General features: G+C 66.0%; 25 protein-coding genes and 1 pseudogene. 8 read left to right on the top strand and 18 right to left on the bottom strand.

Annotation, left to right across the window (positions count from 1 at the left end; all coding sequences use genetic code 11):
* Positions 1 to 374: 374 nt before the first annotated feature.
* The 7 genes and pseudogenes from OEJ37_RS25700 to OEJ37_RS25670 form a co-directional block, all read right to left on the bottom strand.
* The gene (locus OEJ37_RS25700; protein ID WP_152859924.1) at positions 375 to 623 is read right to left on the bottom strand and encodes a hypothetical protein; all 249 of its coding nucleotides are present in this window, start codon (positions 621 to 623) and stop codon (positions 375 to 377) included.
* Between the two features lie 235 nt (positions 624 to 858).
* Positions 859 to 1,138, bottom strand: a pseudogene (locus OEJ37_RS34940) (phenylacetic acid degradation protein PaaY); the annotation flags it as partial.
* 15 nt (positions 1,139 to 1,153) lie between these two features.
* The gene (locus OEJ37_RS25690; protein WP_174418615.1) at positions 1,154 to 1,402 is read right to left on the bottom strand and encodes a hypothetical protein; all 249 of its coding nucleotides are present in this window, start codon (positions 1,400 to 1,402) and stop codon (positions 1,154 to 1,156) included.
* Positions 1,399 to 2,646, bottom strand: a complete 1,248-nt coding sequence (locus OEJ37_RS25685) for an alkaline phosphatase family protein (protein ID WP_263346812.1) — start codon at positions 2,644 to 2,646, stop codon at positions 1,399 to 1,401. The genes OEJ37_RS25690 and OEJ37_RS25685 overlap by 4 nt, the downstream gene beginning before the upstream one ends.
* Before the next feature lie 401 nt (positions 2,647 to 3,047).
* Entirely contained in the window at positions 3,048 to 3,311 is a 264-nt protein-coding gene (gene infA, locus OEJ37_RS25680; RefSeq protein ID WP_034180178.1) for a translation initiation factor IF-1, read from the bottom strand.
* 474 nt (positions 3,312 to 3,785) lie between these two features.
* Entirely contained in the window at positions 3,786 to 3,989 is a 204-nt protein-coding gene (locus OEJ37_RS25675; RefSeq protein ID WP_006483056.1) for a cold-shock protein, read from the bottom strand.
* Positions 3,990 to 4,434: 445 nt separating this feature from the next.
* On the bottom strand, positions 4,435 to 5,016 hold the full coding sequence (locus OEJ37_RS25670) for a hemerythrin domain-containing protein (RefSeq protein WP_263346809.1): 582 nt from the start codon (positions 5,014 to 5,016) through the stop codon (positions 4,435 to 4,437).
* A 785-nt stretch (positions 5,017 to 5,801) separates the two neighbouring features.
* On the opposite strand from OEJ37_RS25670, the gene OEJ37_RS25665 reads away from it, so the two are divergent.
* The 3 genes from OEJ37_RS25665 to OEJ37_RS25655 all read left to right on the top strand — a co-directional run bounded on the left by OEJ37_RS25665 (position 5,802) and on the right by OEJ37_RS25655 (position 8,871).
* Positions 5,802 to 7,142, top strand: coding sequence for a cytochrome C (locus OEJ37_RS25665; protein ID WP_263346890.1), 1,341 nt, complete (start codon positions 5,802 to 5,804; stop codon positions 7,140 to 7,142).
* Between the two features lie 51 nt (positions 7,143 to 7,193).
* A complete protein-coding gene (locus tag OEJ37_RS25660) occupies positions 7,194 to 7,814 on the top strand; it encodes a c-type cytochrome (RefSeq protein WP_411859288.1) in 621 nt (206 codons plus the stop codon).
* A 331-nt stretch (positions 7,815 to 8,145) separates the two neighbouring features.
* Positions 8,146 to 8,871 carry a hypothetical protein gene (locus OEJ37_RS25655; protein WP_174418700.1) on the top strand — a complete coding sequence of 242 codons (726 nt, stop codon included), beginning with the start codon at positions 8,146 to 8,148 and terminating at the stop codon, positions 8,869 to 8,871.
* Between the two features lie 45 nt (positions 8,872 to 8,916).
* Here OEJ37_RS25655 and OEJ37_RS25650 read toward each other — a convergent pair whose 3' ends face one another.
* Positions 8,917 to 9,312, bottom strand: a complete 396-nt coding sequence (locus OEJ37_RS25650) for an SDR family oxidoreductase (RefSeq protein ID WP_263346805.1) — start codon at positions 9,310 to 9,312, stop codon at positions 8,917 to 8,919.
* Between the two features lie 6 nt (positions 9,313 to 9,318).
* Between OEJ37_RS25650 and OEJ37_RS25645 the strand changes: the two genes are divergently transcribed.
* Complete coding sequence (locus OEJ37_RS25645; RefSeq protein ID WP_263346804.1) at positions 9,319 to 10,707, top strand: DHA2 family efflux MFS transporter permease subunit; 1,389 nt, start codon at positions 9,319 to 9,321, stop codon at positions 10,705 to 10,707.
* A gap of 9 nt (positions 10,708 to 10,716) precedes the next feature.
* Here OEJ37_RS25645 and OEJ37_RS25640 read toward each other — a convergent pair whose 3' ends face one another.
* From OEJ37_RS25640 to OEJ37_RS25630, 3 genes are all read right to left on the bottom strand, one after another.
* Positions 10,717 to 11,097: a DUF4377 domain-containing protein gene (locus OEJ37_RS25640; RefSeq protein WP_263346802.1), complete on the bottom strand. Its 381-nt coding sequence runs from the start codon at positions 11,095 to 11,097 to the stop codon at positions 10,717 to 10,719.
* A gap of 188 nt (positions 11,098 to 11,285) precedes the next feature.
* Positions 11,286 to 12,005, bottom strand: a complete 720-nt coding sequence (locus OEJ37_RS25635; protein WP_411859287.1) for an OmpA family protein — start codon at positions 12,003 to 12,005, stop codon at positions 11,286 to 11,288.
* Positions 11,903 to 12,403 (bottom strand): hypothetical protein, encoded by a 501-nt coding sequence (locus OEJ37_RS25630; protein WP_244130682.1) that lies wholly within the window; start codon positions 12,401 to 12,403, stop codon positions 11,903 to 11,905. Before OEJ37_RS25630 ends, OEJ37_RS25635 begins: the two co-directional genes overlap by 103 nt.
* 533 nt (positions 12,404 to 12,936) lie before the next feature.
* On the opposite strand from OEJ37_RS25630, the gene OEJ37_RS25625 reads away from it, so the two are divergent.
* The gene (locus OEJ37_RS25625) at positions 12,937 to 14,130 is read left to right on the top strand and encodes a tyrosine-type recombinase/integrase (RefSeq protein WP_175946344.1); all 1,194 of its coding nucleotides are present in this window, start codon (positions 12,937 to 12,939) and stop codon (positions 14,128 to 14,130) included.
* A 129-nt stretch (positions 14,131 to 14,259) separates the two neighbouring features.
* Here OEJ37_RS25625 and OEJ37_RS25620 read toward each other — a convergent pair whose 3' ends face one another.
* From OEJ37_RS25620 to OEJ37_RS25590, 7 genes are all read right to left on the bottom strand, one after another.
* On the bottom strand, positions 14,260 to 14,478 hold the full coding sequence (locus tag OEJ37_RS25620; RefSeq protein WP_152859865.1) for a YXWGXW repeat-containing protein: 219 nt from the start codon (positions 14,476 to 14,478) through the stop codon (positions 14,260 to 14,262).
* A gap of 58 nt (positions 14,479 to 14,536) precedes the next feature.
* A complete protein-coding gene (locus OEJ37_RS25615; RefSeq protein WP_411859286.1) occupies positions 14,537 to 15,694 on the bottom strand; it encodes a DUF1501 domain-containing protein in 1,158 nt (385 codons plus the stop codon).
* A gap of 2 nt (positions 15,695 to 15,696) precedes the next feature.
* Positions 15,697 to 17,100 (bottom strand): DUF1800 family protein, encoded by a 1,404-nt coding sequence (locus tag OEJ37_RS25610; protein WP_174418624.1) that lies wholly within the window; start codon positions 17,098 to 17,100, stop codon positions 15,697 to 15,699.
* A 245-nt stretch (positions 17,101 to 17,345) separates the two neighbouring features.
* A complete protein-coding gene (locus OEJ37_RS25605) occupies positions 17,346 to 17,849 on the bottom strand; it encodes a periplasmic heavy metal sensor (protein ID WP_174418625.1) in 504 nt (167 codons plus the stop codon).
* Positions 17,846 to 18,265, bottom strand: a complete 420-nt coding sequence (locus OEJ37_RS25600) for a hypothetical protein (protein WP_174418626.1) — start codon at positions 18,263 to 18,265, stop codon at positions 17,846 to 17,848. The genes OEJ37_RS25605 and OEJ37_RS25600 overlap by 4 nt, the downstream gene beginning before the upstream one ends.
* A complete protein-coding gene (locus tag OEJ37_RS25595; protein WP_174418627.1) occupies positions 18,262 to 19,029 on the bottom strand; it encodes an RNA polymerase sigma factor in 768 nt (255 codons plus the stop codon). Before OEJ37_RS25595 ends, OEJ37_RS25600 begins: the two co-directional genes overlap by 4 nt.
* 226 nt (positions 19,030 to 19,255) lie before the next feature.
* Complete coding sequence (locus tag OEJ37_RS25590; protein ID WP_174418628.1) at positions 19,256 to 19,555, bottom strand: YXWGXW repeat-containing protein; 300 nt, start codon at positions 19,553 to 19,555, stop codon at positions 19,256 to 19,258.
* 325 nt (positions 19,556 to 19,880) lie between these two features.
* On the opposite strand from OEJ37_RS25590, the gene OEJ37_RS25585 reads away from it, so the two are divergent.
* The 3 genes from OEJ37_RS25585 to yddG all read left to right on the top strand — a co-directional run bounded on the left by OEJ37_RS25585 (position 19,881) and on the right by yddG (position 23,139).
* Complete coding sequence (locus OEJ37_RS25585) at positions 19,881 to 21,566, top strand: purple acid phosphatase family protein (RefSeq protein ID WP_174418629.1); 1,686 nt, start codon at positions 19,881 to 19,883, stop codon at positions 21,564 to 21,566.
* Positions 21,567 to 21,669: 103 nt separating this feature from the next.
* Entirely contained in the window at positions 21,670 to 21,951 is a 282-nt protein-coding gene (locus tag OEJ37_RS25580; protein ID WP_263346784.1) for a hypothetical protein, read from the top strand.
* Positions 21,952 to 22,188: 237 nt separating this feature from the next.
* On the top strand, positions 22,189 to 23,139 hold the full coding sequence (gene yddG, locus OEJ37_RS25575; RefSeq protein WP_263346783.1) for an aromatic amino acid DMT transporter YddG: 951 nt from the start codon (positions 22,189 to 22,191) through the stop codon (positions 23,137 to 23,139).
* Positions 23,140 to 23,170 lie beyond the last annotated feature (31 nt).

The raw sequence follows: 23,170 nt of genomic DNA, 5'->3' as shown, positions 1-23,170 counted from the left end.
GTGCACGCCATCGGGGAAATCAAAGCCGGAACGGAGGTCCGGTTCGACGCGTGAAGCCGTTGCGCTCCGGCCTCCGGTATGACATTTCGAACCGCTCGCGGAAGGCTGTTCCGGCCACCGCCGTCACACCCGGATCTCACTCGAACAGCGACGCGACGATCGCACGCCGCACCACACTCGCGCCGCACGGAAACACGCACCGAGGATCGCCATGATCTCGTCCGCCGACAGCAGCCCGCGAGTTCATTTTCGGTTCGAATGGATCGGGAACGGCTTCGCCATCGAGCGGCGAATACGCGTTGTCACGGATTGACAGAGTCGAATCGATCGAGCGTCATGTCGCGGCCGTTTCGTCGAATACGGCCGTCGCGCCGCTAACCCTGCTTTCTGGCCGCCTCTGCGACGGCCACCCAGCCCATCACGGCACCGGCGACCCAGCAACACGTGACCAGCAGGTCGAGATCCATCCAGCCTTCGAAATTCGCGCTGTTTTCGAAGCTGCAGCGCTGATGGCCCCTGACCCACATGCAGCCGCTGATGAACTGCTGAATGTGCATGTAGACGTTGAAAACCGCAAAGGCGGAAGTAATGACAGCCACCCGCAGGCGTATGCTCGTTTTCATTGGTGCCGAAGGCGTGGGATGAACTGCTGCCGATCTTAAGCCAACGGCGACGTGTGACGCAATCGATCCGATATCGGCCCGATCGACACTGGCGGACGCAAGCGATTGGCGACATCGCAGGAACAACGGAGAACGCCCGTGACGAAGCAGGACACGATCGCCCCGATCACCGATCCCGAACATGAGCGACGGGCGGCATGCGCGTGCGACGAAACCCCGTCCGCCGCCGCGCCGCTCACCCGTCGATTCGCCTGAGCGTCCTCAAACGATCCGCCGCCAACTGCCGATAAATCCGCGTGCCGTTCGCCTTCGCGTCGATCTCCGCGCCGCTCAGCCCCCCGCACGACGCGCCCCGGCACGCCCGCGAGCAGCACGCCGCGCGGCACGTCGTACCCGGCCTTCACGAATGCGCACGCGTCGACGATCGTCGTCGCGCCGATCGTTGCGCCGTCCATCACGACCGCGTTCATCCCGATCATCGTGTCCGGTTCGAGCGGCACGTCATGCACGATCGCGCGCCGTCACCCCCGTCAACGATGCTTCCCGCCGTGCCGGCGCCGCCGATGCTCTGCACGCGCCTGCTGCAGCTTCGGCATCAGTTCCTCGATGTATTGCCGCGCCTGCCCGCGCGTGACGATCTCGCTGAAGCGCAGATGAGCGTTGTCGTGGCCGACCAGCGCCGCATGCGCTTTCTTCAGGATGTGCAGATAGGCGATCAGGCTCGTGCCGTCGCGCACGGGCAGCGCATCGCGCGGGTCCTGGGCCGGGGTCGTGCTCATGATCCAATCCTTTGCGGGCAGTCGGTGCGGCAGGTGGTCGTCACGAGCGCCAGCAGGTCGTTGGCGAGGCGGTCGCGGTCGGTCAGCGGCGCGAGGCCGAACAGCCGCTCGAGCGTCGCGGCGACCGACGCATGATCGTACGGCGTGTGGTCGACCTGCCCGGCCGCGACCCACGGCGAAATCACGATCGCCGGCACGCGCACGCCGTACACGTCGAACCCGAAGCCGCTCGCGTTCAGCGTCGCGGCCGCACCGTCGTTCGGCGGCGGCGCGGCGCCCGGCCTGACCGAATCGTAGAAGCCGCCGTGCTCGTCGTAGACGATCACGAACAGGCTGCTGTTCCACACCGGAGAATTGCGGATCGCGTTGTACACGCGCGCGGCGAGCTGGTCGCCGCCGGCCAGCCCGTCCATCGGGTGTTGCGAGCTGCCGTTCTGGTAGGTGCCGTGCACGATGTCGCCGTAGCCGGGCTCGATGAACGTGTAGCGTGCCGTGTAGCCGGCTGCGAGATCGGCTTCGAAGTGCGCGAGATCGTCGACGTCGACGAAGCTCACGCCCTTCAGCGACGCGACCTGCGGCACGTGGCCGAGCGGATCGCCCGACTGGTCCTGGTAGATGCGCCAGTTGTCGTCGCCGAGCGCGTCGAAGATCGAACCCTTCGGATAACGAAAGCCGTCGAACGCCTCCCACCCGCCCATTTCCACCTTGGTCGGCGAATGATCGAGCCCGGCCGACGACGCGCCGTGCAGGAAGAAGCGGTTCGGCCAGGTCGGCCCCGGCATCGACGCATGCCACGCGTCGCACAGCACGAACGCATTCGCGAGCGCGTACAGCGACGGCGCGTGCGTCCGCACATCGGCGCCCTGCATGATCTTGCCCGCGTCAGCCGGCTGCGGCGGCGTGCCTTCGGAATGCGACGTCGCGTAGTTCGACACGAATCCCGAATTATTGACGCCCGGATAAGCCTGCCCTTTCACGAACGGCACGCCCGCGCCGCAGAGCTGTTCGAGCACGTCGGTGAACTCGTGGCACGGGTCGGTCGGCATCCGGTCGGGCGCGCCGCCGCCGAACGGATGGACCGCGCCGCCATACGTATTGCTGTCGCCCGGCGACGCGGCGACGATGTCGGCGATGCCCGACAGCGCGAACAGGTGATCGAACGAACGGTTCTCGAGCATCAGCACGAACACGTGCTGGATGCGGTCCTGAACCGGTTGGGATGCGGGGGCTGCGTCTGCACTCATGGCGCCTCCTGGCGTCGCGCGACGAATGTCCGGCTGGCACGATCGTTGGCCCGCTGAAAGCGACTGAAGGGATTGAAAGCCACGCGCGGGCCGCGAATTGCCGACGAGTGTACGACCGCGCCGGCATCCGCGTAAAGCGACGCTCAATGCGTGCGCGGCGTGCGTGTTCAACCGGCGGCCGACGTGGCTGGCGGGCGCGATGCGCAGCGAATCAACGAGTAAGGGGGGAAACGACGATCCGAACCGGGCGGTTCGATTGGAGAGGCGACCTAGGCCGTCGCGGCGTAACAACGCCGTGGGGACCGACGAACGGCACGACCCGTGCCGTCCATTCGGTTCGTCCGGCCGCGTGGCCGGACGGGAGTCGATCGGTGCGGCGCTGCGCGCCCGATCCTGTCCGCTTAGCGGCGCGGGCCGCTGTTGCGCTGCGGACGCGGGGAGTTCGCGTCCTTGTGACGGAAGTTGATGCGGCCCTTGGTGAGGTCGTACATCGACAGTTCCAGCGTCACGCGGTCACCCGCGAGAATGCGGATGTGGTTCTTGCGCATGCGGCCCGACGCGTACGCGCCCACCACGACGCCGTTTTCCAGCGTGACACGGTATTTGCTGTCCGGCAGCACTTCGTCGACGATTCCGTCCAGTTCCAGCAGTTCTTCTTTTGCCAAACCAATTCCTCCAGACAAGGTGATTGACCGCGGCCGCGGCGATCTGCCCGGCGCCGTTTCCCGCAACGGGACGACGGCCGGCAGGCTGCCGGGTATCGGTTCGTTCAGACGGGCCACGGGCCTGTCTTGCGATCGGAGCCCGGCGCGTTGCGGCGTTCGGGCGGTCGGTGGCGGCGGCGCGATGAGCGCCGCGCAAGTAGTCGGGACCGCGCCGGCTGCTACGGCATGGCGGCGGTCTGCTCGGGTTGATGCGTTAAAGCGGTGATGCGCTGGCGAAGCGGCGCTCGCTTCGCGCGGGCGTTGTGTCGCACGCGGGTCACGCATGCGATGAGGGAGGCGTCACGACCGATGCATCGAGAATGTCGCGATGCATCGGTCGTGCGCATCGGAACGCGCAGGCCGCCGGAACAGCGGCACCCCGCGCGATACTCCATCCGGCACCCGCCGCCGATCGGCGGCCGATGCCGATGCGGCTTACTGCGGCGTGATGTTCGACGCTTGCAGACCCTTCGGGCCGCGCTTCACTTCGAAGCTGACCTTCTGGCCTTCGGCCAGGGTCTTGAAGCCCGTGCCGCGAATTTCGGAGAAATGGGCGAACAGATCGTCGCCGCCGTTGTCGGGGGAGATGAAACCAAAGCCCTTGGTTTCGTTGAACCACTTGACGGTACCGGTATCCACAAATACTTCCTTAATACGAATAATTGAACATGCGCCCGTGACAGGCACAGAAAGAATCAAAGAGGGAGAGACCAACGACTGCCGCACACGGAGTGCGGCCAATGATGAGCAATCGAACTTCTTGAAGACTTCGGTCACGGACACTACGCGGTAGCGGCCGTTCCGTCAAGCTCTTTCGGTGCGACGCGCACGCACGGGCGACGCGCGCGCCTTATGTGGCGGGTGTTGCGGGCCGATGGAGCAAATTCCGATGCGCCCCTGATTTTCGGCCGGCCCGCCCGTTTTTACCGCGGCTCGAACACGTGCTGCAACGCCGGCGGCGCGTCGCTTTTTTCGCGCGCCTGACCTGCACGCCGATAAAACACGTACTCGACTGCGCGGCCGCCATTTCGATCCGGGTTTGCGTCATGAGACGGCCCGCACCGAAAGAGACATCACCGAGCCGCTAACTTTCCGTCTCTGGAATCGTATTGACGATCATCGAAAACAATTTGTCGAGATCATCTTCCAGCTCGCTCCCTTCGAACGGATCGCGATTGGCTCCGAAGGCGGCGTCCGTCTCGGCCCAGTCTTCCGCCGTCAGCAGGCGTCCGGCGGCGGGCAAAATCAACGTCTCTTCCATACACCGGTGATCGGCATAGTACTCGGCGTATTCGTCCACCTTGGCTTGCAAAGCACGAAGTGCCGGAGCCCCCTTCAGCTCATACCGCGTCAATGCGCGCTCCAGATTCATCAACTTCACTTCTCCCAACACGTGTTGAGATTCCAGTTCGTCAATGACACTGTCAAACTCGTTTGTCTTGTCCCGCAGCGGCGCAAACAAGTAACGCTCCTCCTTGGGATGATGCACCTTCTCAGGGTACTCACGAATGTAATAAAGCATGGCCCGAAACACCATGAGGCCCGGAGCGGGCTTGCCAGTCGTCAGAAGATGGGCAAACCGCCGCATGCCGTCGATCACGGTAGACAATTGCTCATGCTCACGGAAAATGATGGAGATGGCCCTACGCGGCCCGTGCGATGACATATCAAGCTCCGCGGCAGTACATGAAATGCACCGGCGAATCGACCCGCTGCGCCACTCCGGCAGCAAGTACAAGAGCCAGTGCCGACACTTTCAATGTCGTTCATCAGCAGCCCTACATCAAAGCAAGCCGACGCCACAGCCTTGATGGAAATCAACGATCCGTGCGGACATCGTGGCCCGTGGAACCAGCGCTCCTCGACCAGATCCCTGGTCGGTATATTCATATCATTCTTCGACGCGTTCGAGCGATTTGCGTAGCCGTGAGCATGGTTTCCGCACCGCAAATACTTGCGCGCCGAATTCGTCATCGGCGGTAAACGGCCAGCCCGCCCGGCCGTGACGCAATGAATGTCGTCCGGCCCCTCGCCGTATGTCATGGAACGGTCAGCATCGGAATCATTCGCATTCACTCCGAGGACAGGGGGCGTCGATTTGTCTTCGAGAATCTTGCCGGCACCATAAAGCATGCCGTCGATCATGACTCGCACCGTGATCGATGCAAAAGCTGGAGTCTTTGACTTCGATCAGATTTCCCCGGCCGGCTGCCCCTACATTTGATTCGTGTTTGGCGCGGTCCGCATCAAGAACATGCGATAAGGCCCATAGCCAGAGCCTGGCGCGTGCCATTAGCAGACCGACATATCCGCGGTATTTTTCGAGTTGACGAAACGGCATTTCGTTATATTCTGAAAATACTGAAAAAAAAGCGCCGACGGCAACATGCCGGCTTCGTTGCCAACCAGCTCGGATGCGGGACCATCGAGAAGAATGACGAAGGGGACGCCATGGTCAATCGGATCAGAAGGTATTTCGTTGCCTTGTTTCTGCTGGCCGTGGCGGCGCTGTCGTTTTCCCCCGAGGCCACGGCAGTGCCGGCATTCGCGCGGCAAACCGGGCTCGCCTGCGTCGCGTGTCATGTCAGCTTCCCCGAGTTGACGCCCTTCGGCCGTTTCTTCAAGTTGACCGCCTACACGCTTTCCAACAAATGGACGATCCCGCTTGCAGGAATGGTCCAGGTATCCCAGACCAACACGCGCAGCATCAATAACGCCAATTATGATTTCGCTCGAAATCAGGACGTCGTGCTGCAGCAAGCGAGCCTCTTCTATGGCGGACGCATTGCCGGTCCGGTCGGCGCGTTTGCACAATGGACGTACGACGGGATCGCTCACCACAGCGGAATCGACGATACGGATATCCGTGCCGCGGGACATTTCACGCGCGAAGATATCGATTTCATCTACGGCGTATCCGTCAACAATAATCCAACCGTTTCCGATGTCTGGAATACCACCCCTGCATTTGGCTTTCCGTATGCGTCGAGCAGCATTTCCCTGACTCCGACCGCAGGTACGCTTATCGATGGCGGCCTCGCACAACAGGTTGTCGGCATTTCCGCCTACGCTTTCTGGAATCGCACCATCTATGCGGAGTTCGGCTTTTATCGTACGGCCGATCAGATGTTTTCAGTGTTCCGGACCGGCCAGGACACTGCTACGCCCGGTGGCGTCAAGCGTCTGAAGGGCGCGAACCCGTACTGGCGGCTTGCTTACAATCGCGAGTTCGGGCCGCATTCTCTCGAAGTGGGCACCTTCGGCATGGTCGCTGACGTCTATCCGGACAACACCATCCCGACGACCCCAACCGATCGCTTCACCGATTTCGGCGTGGACGCCCAGTACCAGTACCTCACGCTGTCTCACGCATTCACGACCCAGATTGCGTTCATTCACGAAAAGCAGGACTGGAGCGCAAGCTTCCCGAGCGGAGGGATCGGTGCAGGACCTACACCCACCAATCCGACTGACCACCTGAATACCCTCAAGCTCAAGGCATCGTATTACTACCAGCGCAAGTACGGCGCTTCGCTGGGCTACTTCTCGACGACAGGAAATGCGGATGCGGGACTGTATGGCGCCGTTCCAGTGACAGGTAGTGCAAATGGCCTGCCCGACACGCGGGGCATCATCCTCGAACTCGACTACCTGCCGCTGCCGCAAGTGAAGCTGTCCGTGCAGTACACGTGGTTCCTCAAGTTCAATGGCGCACGCTTCAACTACGACGGAAGTGGACGGAACGCCAGCGATAACAACACGTTGTACCTGCTCGCCTGGCTTGTCTTCTGACCCGCGAGGTAACTCATGCGCACAATTTCCTGCCGGTCCGGAGCAACCCTGATGAAGTTGCTTCGCTTGCCGATGCCGCTGGCCCCGGTCGTTGGCGCCCTGGCGATCCTGGTCGGGATGCCATCAACCGCGCGCGCCGAAGACGGCGCACGCCTCGCGGGCCAGCTTTGCGCTGCTTGCCACGGCGTACACGGGCATAGCGAATCGCCGATATTTCCGCGTCTGAGCGCTCAGACGCCGGAGTATCTGACCGCGCAGCTCAAGGGATTCCGTGAACATGCGCGCGGCGAAACGGATGCCCGCTCGTACATGTGGGCAATCGCGTCGCAACTCGACGATGCCACGATCGCTTCGCTCGCCGACTATTACTCGCACCAGGAGCCGGTGCGCGGCGCGCCGGGCGATGCGGCGTTGATGTCGAAGGGACAGGAAATCTTCCAACACGGCGTGCCTGAACGCGGGACCCCGGCATGCTCGTTGTGCCACGGCGCGGAAGGCCAGGGAGCCGGCCCGTTCCCGCGCCTTGCCGGCCAGCACAAGGAGTATCTGCTTCGTCAGATCGAAGTCTTCAGGAACGGGACGCGCGGAAATGCGCCAGTCATGAGTACTGTCGCGCACACTCTGGACGCCGATGGGGCGAAAGCCGTTGCCGAGTGGCTGGAATCCCGTTAGGCATATCTGAAAAGGCGTGAAATTCAAGACGAAGCCCAGCCGCTTCAAGCTGGGGAAATTCCAGAAAATCACCGGAGATGCAACGCACCTCTAGTAATCCGGGCTAGCCAGCGGCAGTTAATAAGACCCATCGACTAGCGGGGAAATTGTGAATCGCATCGCACTTCTTTTGTTGGCTGCGGCCATGGTCGCGGGTTGTAATTCCAAACAATCCGACAACAGCACTCAATCGTCAGCGACGAGCCCCAGTGCGTCCAGCGATACCACCGCGCCACAACAACCGCAGCAGCCGGTAGTTGCCGCGCCCCCGCCCCCTTCACACAATTACGCGATGAGCCAGGACGGCACGTATGGTTACGAGCCAGCGCTCAGTGAAGACGACGTGAGAGCAGGAAAAGCAACGAAGGCGCTCGTCATGATGCGCTACGTCGGCCTGAGGGACGGCAGCTATATTCTGCTGTTGGTCGACGAGGATAATCCAAATATTTCGAATCGCATTACTTGCGAGGCTCCGTGCAATTTCGCCAAGTCGCAAACCATGGCCGGCGACTCGATTCTAAGAACCGAAACAGTGCGGGTTGTACCTAACTCCCTGATTGGCGCAATGATCGAAGACGCGATGTCCGGACAACTGACTCCCTACGGTCAACGTACGGCAGCGTTGAATCAATCGCAGCCGTCAGCGAACATCACGCCCTCGACACAATCGAACCTGCCTGTCGCTCAACCGATTGCCAATCAACCCGCAAGCGATGCGATGGCTGCTCCGCTGCAACAAACGAGCTTCGACTGTGCTAAAGCCAAGTCCATTCCTGAATTCCTGATCTGTCACGATGCGGATCTTGCAGCCGCCGACCGGGATCTCGCAGCGACATACCAACAAGCGAAAGATGCAGTCATCGACAAAACTGCGTTTGTTGAACGAACACGCAAACAGTGGAATTTCCGGGAGAAAAATTGTCGCGACAAGGAATGCCTGACATCGTGGTACGCATACCAGAAACGCATACTGACAAAGATCGCACAAACTGGCGATGTCACCGCCCAAGACAACTGATACGCGTCAAGCGACTCCAAAGTCCGCTCGCCCGAGCGGGCTTTTTCACACCCGCCACAACCCATATCCCCCCGAAACGTTCAACTGCTGCCCGGTAATGTAATCCGCCCGGTCCGACGCCAGAAACACCGCCGCCCGCCCGACGTCGTGCGCCTTCCCCCAGCGCTTGAGCGCGAGCATCTTCTGCGTCTCGTCGAGCGCGCTGCTCGTGATTGCGGAGAAACGGCCGACATGACGACGCGCGACGCGCGTGCAGGAATGCGGGCGCATCGCGCGCGACAGGTGCGCTACGCCGGACGGGACCGAGCATCGCGCATTGTCGGCGGCATTGCCGATGACAATCGATGTCTCCTGGCAGCTTCCCGATGGCCACAGGAATCGGTACCATCGAGCGCTTGAAGACCGGCAGGCGCCGCCCGCGCCCGGCCTTCGCACCACCATTTCGCCATGTCCCGGGAACCCACACACTCCGCGCTGCTCTGGATCGTCGCCGCTGCGTTCTTCATGCAGTCGCTCGACACGACGATCGTCAACACCGCACTGCCTTCGATCGCGCAAAGCCTGCACGCGTCGCCGCTCGCGATGCAGCCCGTCGTGGTCGCCTACACGCTGATGATGGCGATGCTCACGCCGGCGTCCGGCTGGCTCGCCGACCGGTTCGGCACGCGCCGCGTGTTCTCGGTCGCCATTCTCGTGTTCGTGCTCGCGTCGATCGGCTGCGCGGCATCACATACGCTCGGCCAGCTCGTCGTCGCGCGCGCCGTGCAGGGCATCGGCGGCTCGATGCTGCTGCCGATCGGGCGGCTCGCCGTGCTGCGCCGCGTGCCTGGCGAACAGTACGTCGCGGCGATCGCGTTCGTGTCGATCGCCGGCCAGCTCGGCCCGATCGTCGGGCCGACGCTCGGCGGCTGGCTCACGCAGGCGATTTCATGGCACTGGGTGTTCATCGTCAACGTGCCGGTCGGCGTGGTCGGCTTCATCGCCGTGCAGCGCTACCTGCCGCACGACCAGGCGAAACAGCCGCCGCCGTTCGACTTCGTCGGCTGCGCGCTGCTGTCGGTCGCGATGATCGCGCTGTCGCTCGCGATCGACCCGCCGATGCCCGCGCATCGCGCGACCTGGGCGGCCGGGCTCGCCGTGCTCGGCCTGGCGAGCGCGCTCGCCTACCTGCCGCATGCGCGGCGGTGCGCGCAGCCGCTGTTCCGGCTCGGGCTGTTTCGCGAGCCGAACTTCGGTTCGGGGCTGCTCGGCAACCTGCTGTGCCGGATCGGCACGAGCGCGGTGCCGTTCATGCTGCCGCTGCTGATGCAGGTGCAGCTCGGCTATACGCCGCTGCAGTCGGGGCTGATGATGCTGCCGGCCGCGATCGCGGGCGTCATCGCGAAACGCTGGATCGCGCCGCTCGTGAAGCGCTTCGGCTACGCGACGTTTCTGGTCGTGAATACGGGGATCGTCGGCTGTGCGATCGCGGGGTTCGCGCTGGTGTCGGCGCGGCCCGCGCCGATGCTTGAGATCGTGCTGCTGATCGTGTTCGGCGCCGCGAACTCGATGCAGTTCGCGGCGATGAACGGCGTGACGCTGAAGGGGCTGTCGCATGCCGACGCCGGCAGCGGCAACAGCCTGTTCACGATGATGCAGATGCTGGCGATGGGGCTCGGCGTGTCGATCGGCGGCGGGCTCGTCAACCTGTTCGCCGGCTGGTGGGGCTCGATGGGGCGCGGGTTCATGCTGTCGTTCGCGTGCATGGGCGCCGTCACGCTGCTGTCGTCCGTCGTGTTCCGGCGGATCGATACGGCAACGCCGCCGGCCCGTGCGGCGGCGCGATCGTCCGCGTGAGCGCGGCAGTCAGTTCGCCTGGCGGCGCTCGACGACGCGCTTGAGCACCCAGCGGATCGACGAACCGTCGGCCGGCGGCTGCGCGACGCGGTATTCGTCGACTTCGAGCGTGTACAGGTAACCGGGCTGGTACGCGAAGCCTTCGATGCCCGCGTACCACAGGCTCCACGGCTCGCTCGGGCTGCTGCGGACCTGCAGGCATTCCATCGGTGCGACGCCCGTGCAGCGCGCGGATTGCGGCGCGACATAGACGGTCCTGGCCACCGGCCCGCTGTCGGCCGGGCGAGCCGCGCTCGCGGCCGTGACGGCCGCGTCGGTCTGGCATCCGGCGAGGAGCGTGCTGCCGGCAACGACGGCCGCGCCGAGCAGCGTTCTGGAATGGCGAAGCATCTGATGTTCCTCTGGAAGCGTTGGAGGGGCGGTTAGACGATCCGCGCGGCGGGAAAGTTCGCAAATGCCTTACGGCCGGCGATTCTCCCCCCTCATTCGTGCGACGTTGCGCGCACGCCGACACGTTACCGTGCTCCGGTTCAGCCGCGCGCATCGCCGCCGGCGGTCCGCATGTGCACGTCGGGCGCCTACTTCGCGCGTTTCGCGTCGTTCGGCAACACGAACTCGACACGGCGATTCAGTGCACGGCCGTCCGGATTGTCCGCGCCATTCCTGAGCGTATTGGGCGCGACGGGCCGGCTGCCACCCAGCCCCCTGACCGACAAGCGCGCCTTCTTCATCCCGTGCGACGTGAGCCAGTCGGCCACGGCATTCGCGCGACGGAAAGACAGCGTCTTGTTATACGCGGCAGACCCTTTCGAATCGGTATGCCCCTCGATCACGATCGCCCCGGACGGAACGGACGCGGCGAGCCGCAGGATGTCGTCGAGTGTCGGCTCGGCAGACGGCCGGATGCTGGCCTTGTCGAAGTCGAACAGGATGTCGCCCAGCATCGACACCCGCACCGTCGCCTTGTCCTCACGCACGGACAGGCCGTCGTGCCGTGCCGCAAGCCCCGATGCCTTGGCCGACAGATCCGATACGGTGCTGTTCAGATCGGACGAGAATCCCTTCACGTCCAGGACGGTTGCCTTGAGATCCCGAATGTCGCGATGCGCCGGCGGCGCTTGCGCGAAGGCACTGTTGCCGACGGCGGTCGCCGACAGGATCAGCGCCACGATTGATGTGATCGCTCCGGCCATGGTCAGCGATCGGTAATCTTGATGCCGTCGAGCGCTTCCACACCCGGAATCGACAACGACACCTTGGTGACGTTCTTCGGCGGTGCGGGAAATCTCCCGTACCACGTGCCCGCGCTCGGCGAATCCTTCGATGTGCTGAGAACAACGCGAGGGCTGGCCAGCGGCTGGTTGTTGCTGTCCGTCAGCAGCAAGTGCTTCTTGTTGCCTGCGAGCACGTAGATGCCGTTCTCGTAGTCGCTCTTGCTGATCGAGCTATAGAGCACTTCCACCTTGTTTGCGACGAGCGGCTTGAACCGCAGCTTGATCGTCAGGATATCGCCTTCGCGGATCGCCTCGATTGCCTGCGCTTCGGCTACGCCGCTCGAAACGAGCCCGACAGCCAGCGGCGTAGCGGAGGAAGACCCCGCGGGCGCCTGAGCCGACGCGGTATTGGAAAGTGCCGCGGTCGCCAGGAGCGCCCCCACGACGGTGCAGATGGTTGCTGCGTTTCTAATTGGTGTCACGGGAACCGTCCTTTTTTGAGGTTATTGGTAGCGTGCGTCAATTACGAAACGAGTTCTCTCATTGCCATTCCGGCGCTGGAACCCTGACTGTGTCTCGGCTTTGGATTTATGAATTTGTAGGGAGAATACACGTCTTTCGTAAGGCTCGACAACCGTCGCGGGCATATTCCCGTGGCGCGATTCGAGCGTAAATATTTCCGACTGTCCGGTGGCTCGTTGAAAACACAAGGGACTGCGCGCGGCGTGGACATGCCCGATGCCATCGAATCGGCCATGTCGTACGGGAAAACCGACCGCACTTCGCACGCGATCGTGGTCATGGGGGTTTCGAGTGCGGAGATACGGCCAGCCCGCGAGTGAATTTGCAGAATCAGCGGAACGTCAGTGATCCGCATCAACGGACCCTGGTCCGCTTCAACGTCGAAGCACCGGCATACGCCGCATGACGATCGTGTACCATCGGCGCTTCCCGATACGCTTTGTCGCGCTGCCTTCGTCCGCCCGCGCGGCTCGCACTGCGCCCCCCGCTTCGCATGACCTCACCCGTTCCGTCCGGCGCCGCGCTGCGCCCGCTGCCGATCGATACGCTGACCGTGCCGGCCGCGCTCGACGGACGCGCGGGCACCAACCGCTCGGGCAGCGCACATCCGCAGATCGCCGCGACCAACGATCTCGACGCCGTGCGCGCATGGCTCGCGCGCTTCGTCGATACGCCGACCACGTTCCAGAACTACCGCAAGGAAGCCGAGCGCCTGCTGCTGTGGGCCGTGATTGCGTACGGCAAGCCGCTGTCGTCGCTCACGCATGAAGATCTCGTCGTCTACCGGCAGTTCCTGCTCGCGCCCGTGCCGGCCGATGTGTGGTGCGCGAACGGCGGCCGCAAGCATCCGCGCGACGACCCGCGCTGGCGGCCGTTCTACGGACCGCTGTCGGCGGCCAGCCAGCGGCAGGCGCTGGTGATCCTGAACGTGATGTTCTCGTGGCTCGTGCAGGCCGGCTATCTCGCCGGCAATCCGCTCGCGTTGTCGCGGCAGCGGCAGCGTCGTCCCGCGCCGCGCATCACGCGCCATCTCGGGCAACCGCTGTGGCAGTCGGTCAAGGACGCGATCGTCGCGATGCCTCGCGACGACGCACGAGCCTGCTTCCACGCGGATCGCGCGCGCTGGCTGTTCACGCTGCTGTATCTCGGCGGGCTGCGCATCACCGAAGCGGCCGACACGACGATGGGCCAGTTCTTCTGCCGGCGCGACGCGAACGGGCATGACCGCTGGTGGCTCGACGTGACGGGCAAAGGCGGCCGGCAGCGGCTCGTGCCGGCCACCGACGAGATGATGGCCGAGCTGTCGCGCTACCGGCGCACGCACGGCCTGCCCGCGTTGCCGAGCGACGGCGAGCCCACGCCGCTCGTGCTGCCGCTCGGCCAGGCGCGCAAGCCGCTCACGCGCGCGGCGCTGCACCGGATCGTGAAGCAGGTGTTCCGGCACGCCGCCGACCGGCTGCGCGAGAGCGGCGCAGCCGGCGACGAACAGGCGCGCGTGCTCGAACAGGCGTCCGCGCACTGGCTACGCCACAGCGCGGGCTCGCATATGGCGGACGGCCGCGTCGACCTGCGGCTCGTGCGCGACAACCTCGGCCACGTGTCGCTCACGACGACGAGCCAGTACCTGCACGCGGATGACGACTGGCGCCATCGCGAGACGGAGGAGAAGCACCGGATCGGGTGGTAGGCGTTCCGCGCGCTTCGCTCGGTAGCGTGCCGTCGATGTCGACTTGCGTTTCGCACCGGCGTTCAGTGAGCGGGTTCGAGCCCGCTTCCCGGCACCCTCGCCGCGAACCGCGCGGCACGTCGCTTCCGATCAGTACACGGCCACCCAGTGCCCGGGCACCCACGCCCAATGATTGCCCGCCCACCGGTAATGCCCCTTCGCCCAGCGATACCCGGCTGCCGGCGGCGGCGGCGCCACTTCGACGAGCGGCGCCGGCTGCGGCGGCCGCACGGGTTCCACCACGCAGGCGGACATCAGCACGGCACTCGCGCACACCAGCACGGCCAGCGAAACGGATCGGATCTTCATCGTCGATTCTCCCTGTTGTGTAATCGTTTGGCGAGGACGAACGCGGCAACGCGCCGCGTCACGCCACCCCGCGAATCAGGCCGGTCATCGGCCGCGTCGCGCCGCTTTCCGCGAACAGCGCGGACGCGGTGCGGCGGGGATCGAGCCGCAGGCTTTCGGCAGCCGCGCCCGAGATCAGCGCGTCGAGCGACACGGTCGGCTTCAGGTCGCGGCCTTCATACAGGTCGCCCGGCCGCAGCCCCGGCCAGTCAGCGATCACGCGGCCGCCCGCGACCGCGCCGCCCGCCAGCATCGCGACCGACGCCTGCCCGTGATCGGTGCCGCCCGTGCCGTTCGCCGCGGCCGTGCGGCCGAACTCGGTCGCGACCAGCACCGTGGTCTGCTGCCATGCGGGCCCGAGACCGTCGCGCAGCGCGGCGAGCATCGTGTCGAGCGCCTTCAGCTGATTCGCGAGCCGCGCGTTCTGCGCGCTGTGCGTGTCCCAGCCGCCCGTTTCGATCATCGCGATCCGCGGGCCGTCGTCGCGCGCGAGGAACGTCGCGGCAAGCTTGCCGACACCCGCGGGGTCCTGCCGCGCATGCGCGTCGCCGGCAAGGCCGCGCGCTTGCATCGCCGATTGCCACAGCGGGCCGAGCTGCGCGTCGGCCTCGTAAAGCGCCGACACGCGCGCGAGCAGGTCGTCCGGCGCGGCCGGCAAACCGGACGGCGCATACGACGCGGCCTGCACGGTGCCGCGCAACGCGAGCGGCACGGTCGGCGCGAACGCGATCGCGCTTTCGCGCGTCGCCGGCAGCAGTGCGGCGAGCCGGTTCAGCCAGCCGTCCTTCACCTGATAGGGCGCGCGGCCGCCTGTTTCGAGCACGTTCTGCCCGTCGAAATGCGAGCGGTCGCGATACGGCGACGCGATCGCATGGACGAACAGCGCCTGCCCGTCGCGGTACAACTGCGCGGTCTGCGTGAGTGACGGATGCAGCGCGAACGTGCCGTCGAGCCGCGTCGCGGCCGCGGTGTCGATCGCGAGCGCGCCGCGCAGCGACGCATACGCGGGTTCCGCATACGGGACGACGATGTTCAGGCCGTCGGCCGCACCGCGCTGAATCACGAACACGAAGCGCCGGTCGGTCTCGACGTTCGCGAACACGATCCGCGGCGCCACGAGGATCGCGCCTGCGCCGGCGGCGGCAACGCTCAGGAATTGTCGGCGGGACAGGGCCATGTTCATCTCCGTTGGAAATCGGGCGATACGAGCAGCAGCGCGAGCGACGTGGTCGCGCTTTCGGCACGCGCCAGCGCGATCGCGGTCGGCGCGCTCATCGAACCGGCGAGCAGTGTGTTGCCAAGCGTGCGCGGGTCGAGCCGGTCGCCGGTGCGTGCGGCCAGGCGCTGCGCGATCTCGACGCGGCGCACGAGCGCGTCGGGCGCGGCCCAGCTCGCGGCGACATCGTCGTAGCCGGCCGGCGAGCCCGGCCGCCACACCGGCTGGCCGAGCTGCGCGAGCAGCGGCGCGGCCTTCAGGTCGCCCCGATCGTCCATCTCACGCCAGCCGAGCCCGCGCAGCGACGACACGGCCCACTCCCACGGCGTCTTGAACTTGCGGTTGACCGGCGACCACGCATCGGGCGCATCGACGAGCGCGCGATAGACGGTCGGCAGATCGCCGCCGCTCGCATCGAACGCGCGTGCCAGCCGGTCGGTCAGCGCGGGCGGCGGATTGTCGGCGACGAAATGACGGGCAAGCTGGAACGCGATATGCCGGCCCGTCGCATCCGACCGCGCGAGGTCGTGCAGGATCGCGCGCGCCTGCGCTTCGCCCGGCTGGTCGTAGGTGCGCCCCATCACCGTGCGCGTGCCCGGTTCATGCAGCTTCGGGCGAAACACGAACGCGCCGGGCGCGGCATCGCCCGGCTGCGGCCCGCGTCCGCCCGCGACGCTCCAGCCCGTCAATGCGCGCGCGAATTCCGTCACGTCGGCTTGCGTGTAGCCGGTGCGCACGCCGAGCGTGTGCAGTTCCATGATTTCGCGCGCGAGGTTCTCGTTGAGCCCGCGCTTCGCGGATGGATTGCGTGCTTCAGCACGCAGCGCGGCCGGGCTGTCCGGGCCGACCGAGCGTGCCTGGTCGAGAAAGACCTGCATCGCGGGATGCTGTTCGACGGCAACGAGCATGTCCTCGAAGCGGCCGAGCACGTGCGGGCGGATCGCGTCGCGTTCGAACGCGCCCGCGTATGCGGCCACCTGCCCCTTGTCGACCGACACCGCGAAATGGTTCGCCCAGAAATGCACGAGACGCTCGACGAACGGCGCGGGCGTGTTCAGCGCGCTGTTCAACCGTGCGGCGACGGCGCTTCGATACGCGTCGTAGCCGTCGCGCCGGATCGATTGCGCGGTCGCGCGTTTCGCGGCCGCGTCGTCGCCCGTCATCGCGTTGCGCGCGTTCGCGAAGCGCGTCGCGAGTGCGACCGCGTCCGGTTCACCGGCCCACGCGGCGGGCCGCGCGTCGTAACGGTCGAATTGCGCGACGAGCGCCGCCTTCGGGTCGGCAGGCGGCGCTTCGTCGGCCCGCGCGCCGAGACCGAAGCGGTTCAGCGCGATCGCGGCCGGTGTGGTGTCGTTCGGGTGGTCCATGACGGGCTCTCTGGCGGTGCGTACCCACGTTTAACGTCGGCACGCACGGAAATCCGTCGCGGGGAGGGCAAACTATTTTTTGGATCGGAGAAACGAGGAACGGGAGAGTCGGCGGAGGCGATGCACGGCAACGTGCGCAAGTCATCGACACGCAACGGCGCATGCGATTCATCTCGTGCACGCATTGCGCATGATCGAACGCGAATGTCGGCGACACGCATGCCGCGTGTCGCGCTACCGGATGCTTACTGGCTCGCCGGCGCGTCCGGCTTCTTCTGCAGTCTCGGCGGCAGACGCCAGTTGCCGCTGTGCTGCAATCCGTCGACGAACTTCATGCGCTCTTCGGGTGTCAGCGTCGCCGCGAAATCGACGACGCTGCGCTCGACCTGCGCACGCATCGCGGTGTCGGCCGCGCGCGTGCGGTCGAGTGCGGCGTCGATCGCCGCGCGATCGAGTTGCGGCGCGGCGAGCAGATCCAGCACGGTGATCCGGCCGTCGCGCCCTTCCCGCGCGAAATCGCGGCCGTTCTTGCGCGCCGCTTTCAGCGCAGCGGCAAACTCGCGCTGCCGCGCATCGGGCAATTCTTCCGCCGCGAAACGCAACGCGGTGCGCTGCGCGGGCGCGCCCGCCGCAAGCTGGTCGCGATGCGTCGAGAACCACTGATACACGCCGCCGCCGATCGCGCCGAGCATGAACACGTTCAGCACGACCGAGCCGACGAGGATGAATTTCCAGCCGCGTTCGCTCATTCGTCGCTCCCGTCGATGCTCGGGCCGCCGAACGTCGTCGTCAGATAACCCGGTTCATGCTGCGACGTCGGCACGCTGCCGAGCATCAGCATCGACACGGCCACCGCGCCCGCCAGCGCACCGGCCAGGCCGACGCCCGCGAACGCGGCGCCCGACCACCACACGTTGCCGCGCCGCCGTGCGCGTTGCGGCGCGGGTGCCGTCGCGACGATGCGCTCGACCAGCGCCGGCGCGGGCGGCGCGACCATGTCGTACGAGAGCCATGCATCGAGGTCGGCGGCATCGTCCAGTGCCAGCAGCGCTTCGCGCGGGTTCGCGCGTGCCCACGCCTCGGCGGCCGCGCGTTCGCCGTCCGGCCAGCGCCGCGCGTCCGAGCCGTACGCGGCGACGATGGTACGAAATCGTTCGGGTGTCATCGCTTGTCCTCGCTAGGTGGGTCGCCGGCCAGTTGCGCGCGCAGGTTGCGCCTCGCGCGGGCGAGCAGGCTTTCCAGCGCATCGACGGTGATGCCCATCAGGTTGGCTGCTTCCACATTCGACATTTCCTGATAGTACTGGAGCACGAGCGCTTCCCGCTGCCGCGGCGGCAGCGCGGCAAGCGCCTGCCGCACGCGCGCGTCGCGCGAGCGCAGTTCCGCATGCGCGGCCGGCTCCGGTTGCGGGTCCGGCACGTCGGGCAACGTATCGACGGGCTCCTCGCGCCGGCCGCGCAACCGGTCGTAGCACAGGTTCAGCACGACGCGATGCAGCCACGTGTCGAAGCGCGCCTCGCCTTCGCGCCAGCGCGGCGCCTGGTTCCAGATTCGCAAGAACGTCTCCTGTGCGACGTCCTCGGCTTCGTTCCGGTCGCCGAGCATGCGCGTCGCCAATGCGAGCAACCGCGGCAGCTTGCGTGCGACGAGCACGCGCACCGCCGACGAATCGCGCGCGCCGACGCGCGCGACGAGTTCCGCGTCCGGATCGCGGTCGCCGCGATCGCTCAACGCCGCCTGCTCCGTCGCGCAGCGCGATTGCGCCGCCCCGCCGCCCGGCTGAAGCTCATCGTCGTGCTCTCCTTGCATGCGTCGGGCCATCGCCGCGCGGCGCCACGCCGACGGTTCGGCGGCGCCGCGCGCATCGCGCGCGGCATCGCACACGGCGTCGGCCATGTCCGTTTCATCGACATCCGGTTCGCGCGGCATATCGATCCTGTCTCCCGGTCACGCGACCGTCGGACGGCGTGCTCAATATACGACGACCGGCGCGGGCCGGTAATACACCGGACGCGCCGGCACCACGACGCAGCCGGCCAGCACGATGGCCACGGCCGCCAGAATCACGATAGTTCGAAAAGGCATGGCTTCGACTCATGACATTGCGTGAAGGATCCACCGCGCCGGCACCGCGTGCCACGCGGCGGCGTGCGCATCAGGCCCAGTGGCCCGGCACCCAGCGCCAGGCCGGGCCGCGCGCGGCCCAGTGCCCGGGCACCCAGTGGTAACCGACGCGCACCACTTGCCAGTGGCCCGGAATCCATACGTAGCGACCCTGCCGCCAGTGCCAGTGGCCCTGGTCCCACACGTAGCCCGCGCGCGGCGCCGGCATCACTTCGACGCGCGATGGCGGCGGTGCGTAAGGCGCGACGATGACGGCCTGCGCGAAGGCGGCGGACGCCGCCAGCGCAGCCACGCATCCGGCGGCAAATCGCAATGGAACAGAAAGTTTCATGAAAGACTCCGAAGTAACGGGCATCGACCGGAAGCGGTCGTTCATGCGTTAAACGGCGCGGGCAAGAGAAATCCGTCGCGAGGTTGGCGAATAAATTTCGGGGCGACCGAGCGCGCTTTGGAGCGGACCGGATGGCGCGCGATGCGCGATTCTTCGTATCGGCCGCCACACGCGCAGGCTTGCCGTGCTGTCACAACGCGGCAAAACTGCCCCTCGACAATGCGTGTCACCGGGATCCCGCTCGTTTCCGGCACACGCCCCGGCCGCGCTCGCGCATGGCCGCGCGGTTCCACGTCTCGCGTCCCCATCAACGAAAATCACGACCATGTCGAACCAGGACAATCTCCCTGATCAGCCGAACGAGCCGGCCGCGTCGGTGTCGCGTCGCGGCTTCCTGAAACTCGCCGGCGTATCCGGCCTTGCCACCGCTGCCGGCGGGCTCGCGGCCGCCCGGGCCGCCGCGTCGAATCCGGACGGCACGCCCGAACAGGTCCATCTGACGTGGGGCAACGACCCGACGTCCGAAGTCGTGATCTCGTGGGCGTCGCTCGCACCGGCCGTCAATCCGCGCGCGCGCATCGTCGCCGACGGCGAGCCGCCGCGCACGGTGCACGGCGTCCAGCGCCTGTACACCGACGGCCTGAACGGCGAAACCGTGTTCGCGTACCACGCGCGCGTGCACGGGCTGAAGCCGGATACGCGCTACCGCTACGAGATCACGGCCGACAACGACAGCAACGCCGCGCAGCCGTTCGCCGCGAATTTCTCGACCGCGCCGCGCGGCCGCGCGCCGTTCCGCTTCACGAGCTACGGCGATCTCGCGACGCCGAACGGCGCATGGGTGCTGTCGTCGCCGCAGAGCCGCTTCGCGGTGCAGGCCGTCGAGCAGTTCCAGCCGCTGTTCCACCTGCTGAACGGCGACCTCTGCTACGCGAACCTGAACCCCGCGCACCAGCCCGAGGTGTGGCGCGACTTCGGCAACAACAACCAGACGTCGGCCGCGAATCGCCCGTGGATGCCGTGCCCCGGCAATCACGAGATCGAGTTCAACAACGGTCCGCAAGGGCTCGACTCGTATCTCGCGCGCTATACGCTGCCGGAGAACGGCACGCGTTTCCCGGGCCGCTGGTACAGCTTCCGCGTGAGCTCGGTGCTGTTCGTGTCGCTCGACGCCGATGACGTCGTGTACCAGGACGCCGCCGCGTTCGTCGGCGGCCCCGCCCCGCTCGTGCCGGCCGCGAGCACGGGCCACCCGCCGATCGAGCCCGGCACGTCGTTCTACGTGCGCGGCTACAGCAACGGCGAGCAGACGCGCTGGCTCGAACACACGCTGCGCCATGCGGCGCATGACGACGACATCGACTGGATCGTCGTGCAGATGCACCAGGACGCGCTCAGTTCGTCGAAGACGGGCAACGGTTCCGACAAAGGCATTCGCGAGGCATGGCTGCCGCTGTTCGATCGTTACGGCGTCGACCTCGTGCTGTGCGGCCACGATCACGACTACGAGCGCAGCTACCCGGTGCGCGGCTGCAATCACCGCGCGGGCGTCGACGCGACGACCGGCGAAGTGGTCGAGACGCTGCAGCCGCGCCCGGTCGGCTCGAACGACCCGGATCGCACGACGTTCGACACGAGCCACGGCACGATCCACCTGATCCTCGGCGGCGGCGGCACCAGCGCGCCGCTCGACGTGTACGGCGAGAACCCGTCGACCGGCTATGCGCAGGCGAAGGTGTTCACGAAGCCGAACCGGCCGGTGCCGGGCACCGCGCCGAACACGTTCGTACGCAAGCCGGCCGATGCGCTCGAGGATGCGATCTGGTCCGCGCGCCGCGATACGGGCACCGGTTACGGGATCGCGGTGTTCGACCACGACCCGGGCAAGCCGGGCGGCCACACGACGATCACGATGCGCTACTACCACGCGCCGGGCGCCGATCAGCACCCGACCGCGCAGTACGAACTGTTCGAGACGATCGAGCTGAGCAAGAAGCGGCACGAGCGGTGATCGGGCTGGCGCCCGCTGCGGCGGGCGCCGGTTGCATTGGCATCGAGGCATGGGCGTGCGATGAAGCGGGTTAGACTGCCGCCTCGCACTCCGGCCGATGAAGATGAGTTTCGAATATCGCATCCACACGCCCCCGTCGGCCGACGCATTCGATGCAATCGCGGATGCGCTACGGCAAACACACGGCGACATCGACGTCGATCCCGACCGACGACGGCTCGAAATTCGCGATGACACCGGCGGCTGGCCGCTGATCGGCCTGTCGACCGACGAACACGGGTTCTTCCTCGTCACGACACTCGGGCCGACGCGGAGCGCAATGCTCGACTCGATCGGACACGCATTGTCGGCAATCGGTGCGACATGGCGCATCGACGACGCATGACCGGCTACCGCGTTCCGCACACGCCTGAATCGGTCGCACGCACGCGGCCGCTCCCCACCAACGTCCGCCGCTCGGTCGCCCCGGCTCGGCCCATTTAAACTACGCGTATTCGGCGTAATAGCTGTATTGCATTGCCGGTTGCGGACGCAACCGGATTTTTCCGTTCGCGACGACGGTACACGCAAGCGCAACCGCATCATCCGAAATCGAATTTGAATGTTGAAACAGGCAGGAAGCATGAAGCGCAAGAACAAGAACAAGGCAACGCTCGCCGGGCTCGGCGCGGTGCTGTTGTGGGCCTCGGTGGTTGCCCTCGTCCGCGGGGTCAGCGAAAGCCTCGGTGCGACCGGCGGCGCCGCGATGATCTATACGGTGGCGTCCGTGCTTCTGCTGTTTTCGATCGGCTTCCCCGACCTGAGCAAGTTCCCGAAAAGCTACCTGCTCTGGGGCGGACTGCTGTTCGTCTCGTACGAGCTGTGCCTGGCGCTGTCGATCGGATATGCGAGCAACGGCCGGCAGGCGATCGAAGTCGCGATGGTCAACTACCTGTGGCCGAGCCTGACGCTGGTCGCGGCCATCGTGTTCAACAAGCAGCGTGCCAACCTGCTGGTCGTGCCGGGCGTCCTGCTGTCGATGCTCGGCATCTGCTGGGTGCTCGGCGGCGACCAGGGGCTCGATCCGGCCGGCATGCTGCGCAACGTCGCGGACAATCCGCTGAGCTATGGCCTCGCCTTCTTCGGCGCGCTGATCTGGGCCGGCTATTGCACGGTGACGGCACGCATTGCCGACGGCAAGAACGGCGTCACGCCGTTCTTCATGCTGGTCGCAGCGGCGCTCTGGATCAAGTTCGCGATCGAGGGCGGCGGCGCCATGACGTTCAGCCTTCACGCGGTCATCTATCTCGTGCTGGCTGCGTCGGCGCTGGGGTTCGGCTATGCGGCATGGAACACCGGCATCATGCACGGCAACGTGACGATCATCGTCGGCGCGTCGTACCTGACACCGGTGCTCGCCGCCGCGCTCGCCGCAACGCTGCTGCATGCGCCGCTGCCCGTCGAATTCTGGCAAGGCGCGGTGATGGTTTGCGGCGGATCGATCCTGTGCTGGCTCGCGACACGCGGCCGACGCAGTGAAAAGGCCGCACCCGTCCCGGTCGGGAAGGATGCCAAGGGCAATTGCCCCGGGTGACGATGCGGGATGCTTCCGACGGGAAGCAGGG

Origin of the sequence: Burkholderia sp. BKH01, assembly GCF_025685725.1 — a bacterium.
In the GTDB taxonomy this organism is placed as follows: Bacteria; Pseudomonadota; Gammaproteobacteria; order Burkholderiales; family Burkholderiaceae; genus Burkholderia; species Burkholderia pyrrocinia_C.
This window is presented reverse-complemented; position numbering and strand designations above follow the sequence as displayed.

Bases quoted from the DNA above. Each gene is read 5' to 3' on its own strand.
- OEJ37_RS25700 (WP_152859924.1), bottom strand. From the start codon at position 623: ATGAAAACGAGCATACGCCTGCGGGTGGCTGTCATTACTTCCGCCTTT.
- OEJ37_RS25690 (WP_174418615.1), bottom strand. From the start codon at position 1,402: ATGAGCACGACCCCGGCCCAGGACCCGCGCGATGCGCTGCCCGTGCGC.
- OEJ37_RS25685 (WP_263346812.1), bottom strand. From the start codon at position 2,646: ATGAGTGCAGACGCAGCCCCCGCATCCCAACCGGTTCAGGACCGCATC.
- OEJ37_RS25670 (WP_263346809.1), bottom strand. From the start codon at position 5,016: ATGTCATCGCACGGGCCGCGTAGGGCCATCTCCATCATTTTCCGTGAG.
- OEJ37_RS25665 (WP_263346890.1), top strand. From the start codon at position 5,802: ATGGTCAATCGGATCAGAAGGTATTTCGTTGCCTTGTTTCTGCTGGCC.
- OEJ37_RS25660 (WP_411859288.1), top strand. From the start codon at position 7,194: ATGAAGTTGCTTCGCTTGCCGATGCCGCTGGCCCCGGTCGTTGGCGCC.
- OEJ37_RS25655 (WP_174418700.1), top strand. From the start codon at position 8,146: ATGAGCCAGGACGGCACGTATGGTTACGAGCCAGCGCTCAGTGAAGAC.
- OEJ37_RS25650 (WP_263346805.1), bottom strand. From the start codon at position 9,312: ATGGTGGTGCGAAGGCCGGGCGCGGGCGGCGCCTGCCGGTCTTCAAGC.
- OEJ37_RS25645 (WP_263346804.1), top strand. From the start codon at position 9,319: ATGTCCCGGGAACCCACACACTCCGCGCTGCTCTGGATCGTCGCCGCT.
- OEJ37_RS25640 (WP_263346802.1), bottom strand. From the start codon at position 11,097: ATGCTTCGCCATTCCAGAACGCTGCTCGGCGCGGCCGTCGTTGCCGGC.
- OEJ37_RS25625 (WP_175946344.1), top strand. From the start codon at position 12,937: ATGACCTCACCCGTTCCGTCCGGCGCCGCGCTGCGCCCGCTGCCGATC.
- OEJ37_RS25620 (WP_152859865.1), bottom strand. From the start codon at position 14,478: ATGAAGATCCGATCCGTTTCGCTGGCCGTGCTGGTGTGCGCGAGTGCC.
- OEJ37_RS25615 (WP_411859286.1), bottom strand. From the start codon at position 15,694: ATGGCCCTGTCCCGCCGACAATTCCTGAGCGTTGCCGCCGCCGGCGCA.
- OEJ37_RS25610 (WP_174418624.1), bottom strand. From the start codon at position 17,100: ATGGACCACCCGAACGACACCACACCGGCCGCGATCGCGCTGAACCGC.
- OEJ37_RS25605 (WP_174418625.1), bottom strand. From the start codon at position 17,849: ATGAGCGAACGCGGCTGGAAATTCATCCTCGTCGGCTCGGTCGTGCTG.
- OEJ37_RS25600 (WP_174418626.1), bottom strand. From the start codon at position 18,265: ATGACACCCGAACGATTTCGTACCATCGTCGCCGCGTACGGCTCGGAC.
- OEJ37_RS25595 (WP_174418627.1), bottom strand. From the start codon at position 19,029: ATGCCGCGCGAACCGGATGTCGATGAAACGGACATGGCCGACGCCGTG.
- OEJ37_RS25590 (WP_174418628.1), bottom strand. From the start codon at position 19,555: ATGAAACTTTCTGTTCCATTGCGATTTGCCGCCGGATGCGTGGCTGCG.
- OEJ37_RS25585 (WP_174418629.1), top strand. From the start codon at position 19,881: ATGTCGAACCAGGACAATCTCCCTGATCAGCCGAACGAGCCGGCCGCG.
- OEJ37_RS25580 (WP_263346784.1), top strand. From the start codon at position 21,670: ATGAGTTTCGAATATCGCATCCACACGCCCCCGTCGGCCGACGCATTC.
- yddG (WP_263346783.1), top strand. From the start codon at position 22,189: ATGAAGCGCAAGAACAAGAACAAGGCAACGCTCGCCGGGCTCGGCGCG.